The sequence below is a fragment of the Roseobacter sinensis genome, from assembly GCF_025755255.1.
In the GTDB taxonomy this organism is placed as follows: Bacteria; Pseudomonadota; Alphaproteobacteria; order Rhodobacterales; family Rhodobacteraceae; genus Roseobacter; species Roseobacter sinensis.
The window spans coordinates 1-10,315 of sequence record NZ_JALIEB010000043.1; the positions used below are offsets into that span (position 1 = coordinate 1).

Here is a 10,315-nt window from a genome sequence, read left to right on the forward strand (position 1 = left end):
CGGGTCTGGCTGAACGCCGGACCCGCGCGCCCGCTGCCCCCCGCCCTGACCGATGCGCTCGATCTGCTGATCGTCAATCGGGTGGAGGCCGACGCCTACCGCGATCTGGACGTACCGATGTTGGAGACCCGCGGTGCGGATGGCGTGATCCATAGGGCGAGCAGATCGCCTGCGATTGCGGTGGAGGTGATCTCCAGTCACGGTGCCGGCGATGTCTTCGCCGGGGCGCTCGCCGCCGAGGTCCTGCGCGGTGCCGATATCGCCAATGCGATCCCCTTCGCTCAAGCCGCCGCGGCGCTGCATGTCAGCAGCCCGCTCGAAGCCCGCGACCAGCTCAGCCGCCGGGCGGTTGCCGCTCTCTTGCAGGCTCAGTCCAGCCGATAGAAACGCCGCGCCGTGCCGCCGAAGACTTCCGCGCGCTCGGCGTCGCTCAGGCCTCCGGCCAAGGCCTGCGCCACGTCGAGCCAGTCGCCATATTCGGCAAGCACGCGCACCACCGGCCAGTCCGAGCCCCACATGACGCGGCGCGGGCCGAAGACCTTCAGGATGTGATCGGAGAAAGGGCGCAGGTCGTCCGGTGTCCAACCGTCGCGCGCCTCGGTGATCATCGCCGAGAACTTGCAGAGGGCGCCTGTGTCCTCGGCCAGCCGCGTCATGCCTGCCGCCCATTCGCTGAAGATATCCGTGCCAGCCATCTGCTGATGGATCTGCGGCTTCATCAGGTGATCAATCACCACCCGCATCTCCGGGTAGCGGGTCAGCAGGATGTGGAAATTCTCCAGATGCTGCGGCAGCCCCAACGCATCGAAGGTCAGATCGAGTTCGATCAGCGCCTGGTAGGCCCACTGCACCTCATCACGCAGCATCCAGCCTACGTCCGGCATGTCCTGGATCATCGGGCGCACGCCCACGAATTTCGGATGACCGGCCAGGCGTTTCAGCACGTCCAACTGGCCCGCATCCTCGAAATCGATCCAGCCGACCACCGCCTTCACACTCGGGGTCGCTTCGGCCAGCCCCAGCAGATACTCTGTCTCCGCCACGGTGGCTGCCGCCTGCACCAGCACCGTGCCCGCGATCCCGTGCCGGGCCAGGGTCGGCTCCAGATCGGTTGGGCCATAGTCGCGCTTCAGAACCGCGAGGTCGGGCATCCAGTGATAGTCACCCCGGTCGATCTTCCAATAGTGCTGATGCGCGTCGAGTTTCATCGCTCAGAGCCTCCATGGCTGGCCGGTCGCCGCACGCCTGCGGCGCACATGAGGTCGCCGCACGCCTGAGGCCGAGGTTACGTCGGTGCATCCTCGCGCATCAGCCCTTTGGCCTTCAAGTCATCCCAGAGCGCAGTGGGGATTTCCGCCTGCGCCGCCTGCAGATTCGCCTGCATTTCGGACACGCCCTGACCGCCGGGGATCACCGCCACATGCGCGGGGTGCAAAAGCGGAAACTGGAACGCCGCATCCACCATGCGCACCCCATGATCGTTGCACACGGCCTCGATCGCATTCACGCGGTCGAGGATCTCCTGCGGGGCCACGTCGTAGTTGTAGTAGGCGCCAGGGCGCGCGCCGGTGGCGAGAATGCCGGAATTGTAGGGCCCGCCTGTGACGATCCCGATACCGCGGCTCTCACAGAGCGGCAGGAAGGAGTTCAGCGCCTCCTGCTCCAACAGCGTGTAGCGCCCGGCCAGCAGGAAGAGGTCGAAATCGCCGCGTTCGGCCAGGGTCTGGCAGACTTCCCACTCGTTGATGCCGCCGCCGATCGCCTGAATCATGCCCTGATCGCGCAAAGAGATCATCGCATCATAACCGCGCCCGCCGAAGAATTCCTCGATCCGCATGTCCGAGATCTCTTTCGAGCCGTGGCTGAAGATGCACAGATCATGCACGTAAAGGATATCGATCCGGTCGATGCCGAGGCGGGAAAACGAATGCTCCACCGAGCGCATGACCCCGTCATAGGTATAGTCGTATTGCTCGCGCCGGGTCGGCACCTCGAACCACTTGCCCACGCCGGAGCGATGCTCGGGCGCGCAGTGCTGCATGAGCCGCCCGACCTTGGTCGACAGCACATAGTCCTCGCGCGGCTTGCCCCGCAAAAACGGGTTCAGCCGGGTCTCCGACAGACCCATGCCATAGAGCGGCGCGGTGTCGAAATAGCGCACGCCCCCCGCCCAGGCGGCATCGAGCGTGGCGCGTGCGTCCTCATCGGAAATCGCCTTGTAAAGATTCCCCAAGGGCGCTGTCCCGAACCCCAGTTCGGTGAAGGTCACGCCCCCGTTTCCGATCCGATCCCACGCCCGCGTCTTCAGTGCCATGCCAGCCTCCTTTGGATGTTGGCGCGACCATAGACCAGTTTCCCTTTGCGTGAACAGGCCACAAAACCTAAGCTTTCGTGACAAGGGAGAGAGGGGCATGACGAAGCGCTTCCGGGCGGTTTTCGACGTCGGCAAACCGGTGATCGGCATGGTGCATCTGGGCGCGCTGCCGGGCAGCCCGCTTTACGATCCGGGCGCCGATCTGGTCGGGGCCGCCCGCGCCGATCTTCTGGCCTTGCAGGCGGCCGGTTTCGATGCGGTGATGTTCGGGAACGAGAACGACAGGCCCTATGAGTTCACTGTCGATCCCGCCTCAAGCGCGATGATGGCCTATGTGATCGGGCAGCTCAGGGATGAGATCACCGTGCCCTTCGGGGTGAACATGTTGTGGGATCCGATGGCCTCGGTCGCTGTCGGCGCGGCAACCGAGGCCAGCTTCGTGCGCGAGATCTTCACCGGGACCTATGCCTCCGACATGGGGGTGTGGTCGCCCGATGCAGGTGCTGCGATGCGCTATCGCGACCGTCTGGGGCGCTCGGACATGGCGATGCTGTTCAATGTCTCGGCGGAATTTGCCCATTCGCTCGATGCGCGCCCGTTGCCCGACCGGGCCCGCTCCGCCGTGTTTTCCTCAATTCCGGACGCCGTGCTGGTCTCGGGCCAGATCACGGGCGAGGCGGCGGCGCTCTCTGATCTCGAAGCGGTGAAAGCCGTGGTGCCCGACACGCCTGTACTCGCCAACACCGGGGTAAAGCACGAGACCGTCGCGGATGTGTTGCGGGTGGCCGATGGCTGCATTGTGGGCTCGTCCCTGAAAGTGGGCGGCGACACCTGGAATGCGGTCGACCCCGAGCGCGCGGCGGATTTCATGGCGCGCGTGCGGGCGGCACGCGGATGAGCGCGCGGATCAAGGACGACCTGATGGCGCTGATGCGCCTGCCGGGCCTCTCGGGCAACGAGGATCGCGTCCGACGCGCCATTGCGGCCCGTCTTGACGCGATGGGGCTCTCTGCTGAGACCGACGTGCTGGGCAACCTCTGGGTCAGTCTCAAAGGGACGGGGCCGTCTGTGATGCTTTTCACCCATATTGATCAGCTGGGCTTTGTGATGCGCAAGATAGAAGCCGATGGCCTGCTACGCCTCGAACGCCTCGGCGGGGTGCCGGAGCGCGCGCTGGCGGCGCAGGAGGTGCTGATCTGCCTGGGTGAAGGCCGCGACCTGCCCGGCGTGATTGCCAACAAGAGCCACCACGCGACGCCGCCGGCCGAGAAATACACTGTGGTGCCCTATGCCGAAGTCTTCGTGGATGCAGGCTTTGCCTCGAAAGGCGCAGCCGAGGCGGCGGGTGTCCGTATCGGCACGCCCGTGGTTTATGCGCCCCGCGCGGTGGAACTCGGTGAGACCCGTGTGATGGGCACCAGTGTCGATGATCGTGCGGGCTGCGCGGTGCTGCTGGACGTCGCCCAGGCGTTGGCGTCACGCACGGGAGGGCCGCCCGTCCACCTCTGCTTCACCGTGCAGGAGGAGTTCAACCTGCGCGGTGCCCAGCCGCTGGCGCAGCGCTTGCAGCCCGAGATCGCGCTGCAGATCGACCTGATGCTCGCCACCGATACGCCGGACATGGCCGCGCGTGGCGAAATGGCGCTGGGGCAGGGGCCGGGCGTGAGTCTTTACAGCTTTCACGGGCGCGGCACGCTCAATGGCGTGATCCCGCACCCGGCGCTGGTGCGCCTCGCCGAAGAGAGCGCCGCAGCGGCGGGCCTGCCCCTGCAACGCTCGGCGCAGACTGGTGTGCTGACGGATCTCTCTTACGTCCAGCTTGCGGGGCAGGGGGTCGCCTGCCTCGATCTGGGCTTCCCGATGCGCTACTCGCACTCCGCCCGTGAGGTCTGCGACTTGCGCGATCTGGCCCAGCTCTCCACGCTTCTACAAGAGATGCTGGAGCGCATCGCACCGGGATTCTCGCTCACCCGCGACGAGATCTCGTGATGGCCTATACGCTTGGCATCGACGTGGGCACTTACGAGACGAAGGGCGTTCTGGTCGATCATGAAGGTCGAGTGGTGGCGCGGTCCGCGCGTGGTCATCAGATGCTGATCCCGCAGCCCGGCTGGGCCGAGCACCGTCCCGAAGAGGACTGGTGGGGCGATTTTACCGTCGTCTGCCAGACGATCCTGCGCGAGAGCGGCGTCGATCCGCGCGAGATCAAGGCGGTGGGGTGCAGTGCGATCGGCCCCTGCATGCTGCCCGTCGATGCGGCGGGCGTGCCGCTGATGAACGGCGTGCTCTACGGCGTCGATGGGCGGGCTGAGGCTGAGGTGCGCGAACTGACCGAGCGCATCGGCCAAGACGTGCTCATCGCCCGCTGCGGCAATGCGCTGACCTCGCAATCGGTTGGCCCCAAGATCCTCTGGCTGAAACGCCATCGCCCGGAGCTCTATGCGCGGACGGCATATGTACTCACCTCGACCAGCTTTCTGGTGCAGCGGCTGACGGGCGAGGTGGTGATCGACCACTACACCGCCGCCAATTTCGCGCCGCTCTATGATGTGAGCGCGCAAAGCTGGGTCGATGATCTGGCCGATGACATCCTGCCGCTGGAGAAACTGCCGCGGCTGCTTTGGTCAAACGAGATTGCGGGTCAGGTCACGGAGGCGGCGGCCACGACGACCGGGCTTGCGCCCGGAACGCCGGTGACCGCCGGTACCATCGACGCGGCGGCCGAAGCGCTTTCCGTCGGCGTGGATCGCCCAGGCGACATGATGATGATGTATGGCTCGACCATCTTCATCATCCTGCGGGCGGCGGAGCGTGTGGCCGACCCGCGCATCTGGTATGCGCCCTGGCTCTTTGAAGGCGAGCACGCATCGATGGCCGGGCTTGCCACTTCCGGCACGCTGACCCATTGGTTCCGTGACCAGCTCGCCCGCGATCTCGACCCGGTCGAGGCGTTCGCGCTTTTGGCGGAAGAGGCGGCGGCATCGCCCGCAGGCGCAAACGGCCTTTTGCTGCTGCCCTATTTCTCTGGCGAGCGCACGCCGATCCATGACGTGCACGCGAAAGGCAGTTTCTTCGGATTGAACCTGACCCATACGCGGGGCGATATGTATCGGGCGCTGATCGAGGGCATCGCCTACGGCACGCGCCATGTAACGCAAACCTTTGCCGCGCTTGGCCAGTCGCCGTCGCGTCTGCTTGCCGTGGGAGGCGGCACGAAGAACTGGCTCTGGCTGCAGGCGACATCTGATATTACCGGGATCGACCAGGTGGTGTGTGAGAAGACCGTCGGTGCCAGCTATGGCGATGCGTTCCTCGCCGCGCTGGCCGTCGGATCGCTGCAGCGCGCCGATATCTCGCAGTGGAATCCGGTGGCGGAGAGGGTCAGTGCGGTGCCCAAGCCAGCCTACGAGAAGGGCTATGACCTGTTCCGCCGCCTCTACGAACAGACGAAAGATATCGCGGTGGACCTGTCCTGAAGATGTCTCGCGGAGGCGGCGCTGGTCGGTGCCGTGCAGACGTCCGGTGAGGTCCCGTCTGGGGGCTAGGTCTCGAGAACCGTCTCGAACCCGCCGAAGATCAGGCGTTTGCCGTCGAAGGGCATGGGGTTTACATCCGGTGACATCTCGGGGTCTTCCATGATTTTCGGCCAGCCCGCGTCGCGCGCCTCTTTCGAGGGCCACACGACCCAGGAAAACACAACGGTTTCATCGGCACCGCATTGGACGGCCATGGGAAACGACGTAACCTCGCCGGCCGGCACATCGTCGCCCCAGTTCTCGACCGTTTTCAACGCGCCGTGCCTTTTGAAGATTTCGCCTGAAATGCGCGAATGTTCGAGAAACGCATCTTTCTTGTCGTTCGGTACAGCGGCCACAAAGCCATCCACATATGACATGATCCACCCTCCTATGCCGAGGAGACCTTAACAGGCCTCCGCCAAAGAGGGGAAGTCCGGTGGCCCAGCCGGCCCGTGGCCGGGTGGGCCACCGGACCGAAGCGCCAGCGCCGGGCAGGCCGCGCCTTGGCGCGGCCTGCCCGGCGCTGGCGCCACCTGCTCCACCGTTGCTCTATTTGACTGCACCCGCAGCCATGCCCTTGATGATGTATTTCTCGAGAAGGATCGCCACCAGGATCAACGGCAGGATTGCAGCTGATGACAGCGCGGCCATCGACCACCAGTTGATGCCTTGGCTGCCCGTCTGGCTTGCCACCATGACCGGCAAGGTGGTGGCATTGGTCGAGGTCAGCAGGGCTGCAAAAAAGTACTCGTTCCAGCACAGCACCAGCGACAAGATGAAGGCCGCCACCATGCCGGGCAGCGCGATCGGCAGCACGATCTGAAGAAACGCGCCCCAGATCCCGAGGCCGTCGACCAGAGCTGCCTCTTCCAGTTCGACCGGGATGCCCTGGAACTGGTCCCGCATGATCCAGATTACGATAGGCAGCACCATCAGCGTGTAGAGCAGGATCAATCCGATCCGACTGTCCAGCAGGTTGAGCGATTTGTAGAGCACCAGGAAGGGCAGGGCCAGAACCACCGGCGGCAGGATCATCTGGCTGAGGAAGAAAAACGAGATGTCGGAGTTCTTCATGAAGCCGAAACGGTAGTTGAAGCGCGACAGCCCGTAGGCCGCGAGCGAACCCAGCACCACCGCCAGCGTGGAGGCCGAGAGCGCGACCACTGCAGAGTTCCAGAAGCGCTTGAGGAATTCCTCGCGCACGGTCGAAACCTCGCCGATCAGTCGCGGCGACAAGCCGAGGCTCTCCCAGCCCTTCCATTTGGGCGTGTAGTCCACGAAGGGGATCATGTTGCCGCGCATGACGTCCGGTGCGAGCTTGAAGGAGGTGGTCAGCGTCCAGTAGATCGGAAAGAGGCAGATGAAGGCCCAGAGCATCAGCGTCCCGTAGATCGCGACACGGCTCGACCACCATTTGACCTGCATCTGACGGTCGCTGGCGTGGTCCTTGAAAATCGCGCTCATGCCGGGCGCTCCATCCAGCGGCTCACCAGTTTCAGGAGCGCCGTGATGAAGATCACGATCAGGACCAGATAGACGATCGCGAGGAGTGTGCCATACCCCACATTCGACCGGTCGCGGTATTCGCGGAAGATAAAGCTCGTGACACTGTCCGTGGCCCCTCCGGGCCCGCCCGAGGTCACATTGATGATGATGTCCGCAAGCTTCAGCTTGAAGATGATGCGGATCACGATGGCGGTGACGGAGACCGGCAGCATCAGCGGAAAGATCACCTCCTTGAAGCTCTGCCAGCTGCTGGCGCCATCGACCTTGCTGGCCTCGATCACCTCGCGGGGCAGCGCCTGCAAGCCCGCCAGCAGCATGATCATCATGAAGGGGATGAAGGTCCAGGCGTCCATCGCCATGATCATGAAGCGTGCCATCTCGGGCGTGCCGAAGAAGCTCGGCTCGAACCCCATCTCTCGCACCAGGTGCGACACCGGGCCAAACCGCACCTCCAGCATCGACTTGCCGATCATCCAGGAGACGGCCACGGGGCTCAGCATCAGCGGCAGCAGGAAGACCACCCGGAAGAACTTGCGCGCCCGGATCTGTGCATTGAGCAGCAGGGCAAGCCCGAAGGCGACGACATATTCCACGCTCACCGCGGCCACGTAATAGACCATGTTCTTCAGCGCGTTCCAGTAGAACGTATCGCCCCACATCTGGCGCATGTTGTCCCAGCCGTTGGGCCGCGCGCCGCCCAGCGAGGCGAGATTCCAGTCGGTGAAGGAGATGTAGAGCGCAAAGAGCAGCGGAAAGACAACAAGGCTGATCACAAAGAGCGCAGCAGGCAGCACAAAAAGCGTGCGTTTGCCTTTCTCGCCGTTCACGATGACTTGGGCAAAACACAAGGCCGTGGCCCAGAGCAGATAGGCATAGAGCACAGGCCGCCATGTGGCGAAACCGACGGAGGACCGGCCCGTATCATGCAAAAATTGCAACGCCGTCAGCGTCAGGAAAATCGCGGCTGATCCCCAAACCATCATCTTCCCAACCCGGCGTCGGGCGTGAGAGATATCATCTGCAGTGACGGTATGCAGCAGGTCGCCTCGGGTGTTCATTCGCTCACGTTAGCGACGATGTTGCTGGCTGTTAAGGTGGAAAATTGTTCGGACCATTCGTGCAAAGAGCAAGGTCTGTTTGGAGCCCGATGTAACGGATGCTGCAATATGCACGAATGGTAGCTATCGTTGCTTAAGCCGATGGCTGAGCTCTTGAAGGAAGGCATCGATGCGCTTTTGGTCAGGTCGATAGTAGACCCAGTTCTTGATCTTCTTCGACGTCACAAAGCCAGCTTGCGCCAGCTTCTGCATATGAGACGTGACGGTAGGTTGCGACAGTCCAGCCTTCTCGGTAATGACGCCGACACAGACACCGTCCTCGACGAGGTCTGCGTTGTTCTGGGCATCCGAAAAATGATCCCTTGGTGCCATCAACCATTCAAGAAATTGCAATCGATAGGGGCTCGAAAGCGCCTTGATTTGTCCCGTGATATCGGCGGCGGCGGGGCTGTCAGCATCCGGATCGGTCATTGTAAAATCATCCATCTTATTGACATTCTATATTGGATAGTTTCTATATAGATAATCATCTATTTAGATTAGGTCAGTAGAATGGCATTGGCAACCCACGCTCCAGCAAAACATCTAAGATGGGCCAACGTAACGGTGGCCATCGTGTTCACAGCTTACATGGCAGTGGTTTTCGGGCTCGGCCTCTACCTGTTTTCCCTGCTCGCCAGCGAGATGAGGCAGACGCTCGGGTTTGGCACCCAGACTATTGGCGCGGTGACCGCCGCCGCTCAGATTGCGTTCTTGATCGCGGCCTTTCTTTGCCCTCGCCTGACGAAGTATTTTGGTGAGGGGCCCGTAATGGTCTCAGCCGTTATCGTTTCGGGTGGTGTTCTGTCCGCGGTATCTGCTGTCGGTTCAGCGACATCCATGGCGATCTTCGTTGGGTCGCTCGGGGCCTGTGCGGCGTTCATGGTGATCCCGACCGTGGGTGTCATCACCCGCACTGTCGATTTCCGGTATCGGTCCCGCGTCAACGGTCTGGTGTCGAGTGGCACCGCCTACGGACAGTTGGCAGCAGGGTCCATCGCACCTTGGCTTGTGCTGAATGCAGGCTGGCGCTCCGTCTGGCTGGTCCTTGGCATCGCATCGGTGAGTGTTGCCGTCGCCGGATTTGTAGCACTGAAAACCTTCGCGCCTGCAACCTTTTCCAAAAGGATCGATGCCGATCAGCAAAAGATGCAACGGGACAGGTCAGCGGTACCGCTTTTTACGCGGACCAACTTTCTTGTTTGGGGATTGTTTGCGACCTGCGGCATCGCGTGTGGGCCGTGGCAGAACTACCTGTCGTCCTTCTTAGGGGACGAAAGCGGGTTTTCGATAAGTCTGATTGGCCGGCTCTGGTCAGTCATCGGCTTCGTTGGGCTGTTCAGCGGGTTTGCCGTTGGGATGGTGGCAGACAGGATTGGGATCAAGCGGACCCTTGGGAGCAGCTTTGCACTGCTAGGTGGATCGGCAATTCTGGTCGCTATACATAAGGACGCCGCTCTGTTGTATGTGGCAGCTTTCTGCTTTGGGTCATCATATTTCGCGGTCTATGGGCTCATTCCGGCATATATCTCCAAGACTGTGGCGGATGAACAGGCAACATCTGTCTTCGCGGGAGCGAACATCTGTCTTGGCCTCGGGACCGCGTTGGCAAATCTGAGTAGCGGGTACATTCCAGCGCTAAGCGGATCGCTACAACACGTATATATCTGCGTCGCGGTTGTTTCTGGTTGTGCGACGTTACTTGTCATTGCGTTACCCAGCGAAAGCTCCGGAACATCCGCACCGTGACTTGTCACATAGCCATTTAGCGGTCATTGGTGCAGCCGCAGCGAAAGCTCATTTCTCTAATCGGGCGTTGGGGTCAAGTTCATTTCATCATTTGTTTTCCGTCTTGTAGGGATCGTTGTCTCTCATCCGGG

The 10,315-nt window shown here is 62.3% G+C and carries 11 protein-coding genes; 5 read left to right on the top strand and 6 right to left on the bottom strand.

Going from position 1 to position 10,315, the window contains the following annotated elements; genetic code table 11:
• Positions 1 to 384: PfkB family carbohydrate kinase (locus MUB52_RS23490; RefSeq protein WP_263846591.1), on the top strand; the 384-nt coding region annotated here is incomplete at its 5' end.
• On the opposite strand, the gene MUB52_RS23495 is transcribed toward MUB52_RS23490, so the two are convergent.
• Together MUB52_RS23495 and MUB52_RS23500 are read right to left on the bottom strand one after the other, a co-directional pair.
• On the bottom strand, positions 369 to 1,208 hold the full coding sequence (locus MUB52_RS23495; protein WP_263846592.1) for an amidohydrolase family protein: 840 nt from the start codon (positions 1,206 to 1,208) through the stop codon (positions 369 to 371). The genes MUB52_RS23490 and MUB52_RS23495 overlap by 16 nt on opposite strands.
• A 77-nt stretch (positions 1,209 to 1,285) precedes the next feature.
• Complete coding sequence (locus MUB52_RS23500) at positions 1,286 to 2,314, bottom strand: aldo/keto reductase (protein ID WP_263846593.1); 1,029 nt, start codon at positions 2,312 to 2,314, stop codon at positions 1,286 to 1,288.
• Between the two features lie 97 nt (positions 2,315 to 2,411).
• Between MUB52_RS23500 and MUB52_RS23505 the strand changes: the two genes are divergently transcribed.
• The 3 genes from MUB52_RS23505 to MUB52_RS23515 are packed head-to-tail and all read left to right on the top strand — an operon-like array spanning position 2,412 to position 5,790.
• Positions 2,412 to 3,212, top strand: a complete 801-nt coding sequence (locus MUB52_RS23505; RefSeq protein WP_263846594.1) for a BtpA/SgcQ family protein — start codon at positions 2,412 to 2,414, stop codon at positions 3,210 to 3,212.
• Complete coding sequence (locus MUB52_RS23510; RefSeq protein ID WP_263846595.1) at positions 3,209 to 4,303, top strand: M42 family metallopeptidase; 1,095 nt, start codon at positions 3,209 to 3,211, stop codon at positions 4,301 to 4,303. The genes MUB52_RS23505 and MUB52_RS23510 overlap by 4 nt, the downstream gene beginning before the upstream one ends.
• A complete protein-coding gene (locus MUB52_RS23515) occupies positions 4,303 to 5,790 on the top strand; it encodes an FGGY-family carbohydrate kinase (protein ID WP_263846596.1) in 1,488 nt (495 codons plus the stop codon). The genes MUB52_RS23510 and MUB52_RS23515 overlap by 1 nt, the downstream gene beginning before the upstream one ends.
• Positions 5,791 to 5,855: 65 nt before the next feature.
• Here the strand turns inward: MUB52_RS23515 and MUB52_RS23520 are convergent, their stop codons facing one another.
• From MUB52_RS23520 to MUB52_RS23535, 4 genes are all read right to left on the bottom strand, one after another.
• On the bottom strand, positions 5,856 to 6,209 hold the full coding sequence (locus tag MUB52_RS23520; protein ID WP_263846597.1) for a DUF1428 domain-containing protein: 354 nt from the start codon (positions 6,207 to 6,209) through the stop codon (positions 5,856 to 5,858).
• A gap of 172 nt (positions 6,210 to 6,381) precedes the next feature.
• Entirely contained in the window at positions 6,382 to 7,296 is a 915-nt protein-coding gene (locus tag MUB52_RS23525) for a carbohydrate ABC transporter permease (RefSeq protein WP_263846598.1), read from the bottom strand.
• Complete coding sequence (locus MUB52_RS23530; RefSeq protein ID WP_263846599.1) at positions 7,293 to 8,321, bottom strand: carbohydrate ABC transporter permease; 1,029 nt, start codon at positions 8,319 to 8,321, stop codon at positions 7,293 to 7,295. The genes MUB52_RS23525 and MUB52_RS23530 overlap by 4 nt, the downstream gene beginning before the upstream one ends.
• A 198-nt stretch (positions 8,322 to 8,519) precedes the next feature.
• Positions 8,520 to 8,882 carry an ArsR/SmtB family transcription factor gene (locus MUB52_RS23535; RefSeq protein WP_263846600.1) on the bottom strand — a complete coding sequence of 121 codons (363 nt, stop codon included), beginning with the start codon at positions 8,880 to 8,882 and terminating at the stop codon, positions 8,520 to 8,522.
• A 66-nt stretch (positions 8,883 to 8,948) separates the two neighbouring features.
• Here MUB52_RS23535 and MUB52_RS23540 point away from each other — a divergent pair, with 66 nt between their 5' ends.
• On the top strand, positions 8,949 to 10,184 hold the full coding sequence (locus MUB52_RS23540; protein WP_263846601.1) for an MFS transporter: 1,236 nt from the start codon (positions 8,949 to 8,951) through the stop codon (positions 10,182 to 10,184).
• The last annotated feature ends 131 nt before the right edge of the window (positions 10,185 to 10,315 follow it).

What these genes read in the sequence shown, in the direction of transcription:
- MUB52_RS23495 (WP_263846592.1), bottom strand. Translation starts at nt 1,208, where the DNA reads ATGAAACTCGACGCGCATCAGCACTATTGGAAGATCGACCGGGGTGAC.
- MUB52_RS23500 (WP_263846593.1), bottom strand. Translation starts at nt 2,314, where the DNA reads ATGGCACTGAAGACGCGGGCGTGGGATCGGATCGGAAACGGGGGCGTG.
- MUB52_RS23505 (WP_263846594.1), top strand. Translation starts at nt 2,412, where the DNA reads ATGACGAAGCGCTTCCGGGCGGTTTTCGACGTCGGCAAACCGGTGATC.
- MUB52_RS23510 (WP_263846595.1), top strand. Translation starts at nt 3,209, where the DNA reads ATGAGCGCGCGGATCAAGGACGACCTGATGGCGCTGATGCGCCTGCCG.
- MUB52_RS23515 (WP_263846596.1), top strand. Translation starts at nt 4,303, where the DNA reads ATGGCCTATACGCTTGGCATCGACGTGGGCACTTACGAGACGAAGGGC.
- MUB52_RS23520 (WP_263846597.1), bottom strand. Translation starts at nt 6,209, where the DNA reads ATGTCATATGTGGATGGCTTTGTGGCCGCTGTACCGAACGACAAGAAA.
- MUB52_RS23525 (WP_263846598.1), bottom strand. Translation starts at nt 7,296, where the DNA reads ATGAGCGCGATTTTCAAGGACCACGCCAGCGACCGTCAGATGCAGGTC.
- MUB52_RS23530 (WP_263846599.1), bottom strand. Translation starts at nt 8,321, where the DNA reads ATGATGGTTTGGGGATCAGCCGCGATTTTCCTGACGCTGACGGCGTTG.
- MUB52_RS23535 (WP_263846600.1), bottom strand. Translation starts at nt 8,882, where the DNA reads ATGGATGATTTTACAATGACCGATCCGGATGCTGACAGCCCCGCCGCC.
- MUB52_RS23540 (WP_263846601.1), top strand. Translation starts at nt 8,949, where the DNA reads ATGGCATTGGCAACCCACGCTCCAGCAAAACATCTAAGATGGGCCAAC.